The 925-nt window shown below is 47.1% G+C and carries 1 protein-coding gene; it reads left to right on the top strand.

The window, feature by feature from the left end; genetic code table 11:
* Positions 1 to 925, top strand: a 925-nt coding sequence (locus B3V51_RS08440; RefSeq protein WP_286708239.1) for an ATP phosphoribosyltransferase regulatory subunit, incomplete at both ends; no start/stop codon positions are given.

Raw genomic sequence — 925 nt, 5'->3', positions numbered from 1 at the left:
CCGCCGATGATTGAGTTTACTGAATCTTTGCTGAGTGATGCATCAGAAGATCTGAAACGTCAAACCTTTAAGATTATCGATCAGTTGACGGGCCGTCTAATGGGCGTGCGTGCTGATATTACTCCGCAGATCTTGCGTATTGATGCGCATCATGGCGGTACGGGGATTGCTCGTTATTGCTATGTCGGTGATGTGATTCATACCCTGCCATCAGGACTGTTTGGTTCACGTACGCCCTTGCAGTTAGGCGCTGAGATATTTGGCTGTGCATCACTGGCAGCAGATATTGAGTTGATCGATGTGTTGTTTACCATGGTCAATAAACTCAATATAAGTGCAGCGATCCATATCGATTTGGGTCATGTGGCGATATTTAAGCGTTTAGCCGAATTGGCTGAGTTGCCAGACAGCGCCACTGAGCAATTGATGTACTTGTACGCCAATAAAAACCTACCAGAACTAAAGCGCGTCTGCCGAGACTTGCCGATGGGCGATGATTTTTATGTGTTGGCACGCTTTGGTCATGACATTGCAAACTTATTATCTAAATTGTCAGACGCAGCTCAGCAAGACGATCAAATCGCGGCCGCTGTCGATGAGTTACAACGCCTCAAATCTTATTTAGAAAATCACTGGCAGTGCCCAGTCAGTATCGATGTGACAGAGTTATCAGGTTACCACTATCATACAGGTATCGTGTTCAACGGTTATATTAATAGTGAAACGCAGCCGCTGGTACGCGGCGGGCGTTTTGATGGTATGCAAAGCGGTGGCCATCTGTCCGCCAGCCAGCCACGTGAAGCCACAGGATTTAGTATGGATGTCAGCCGCTTGCTGGCGCATACACAGCTTGATGCTCCAACCACAGTACTAGTTGATTTTGCTGCTATAAACAATGCCAACGAAGATGAGATGCAGACACTCT

The sequence above is a fragment of the Psychrobacter sp. UBA2514 genome (assembly GCF_002341255.1).
Taxonomy (GTDB): Bacteria; Pseudomonadota; Gammaproteobacteria; order Pseudomonadales; family Moraxellaceae; genus Psychrobacter; species Psychrobacter pacificensis.
The sequence above is the reverse complement of the archived record's forward strand: the minus strand, read 5'-3'. Positions and strand labels throughout refer to the sequence as shown.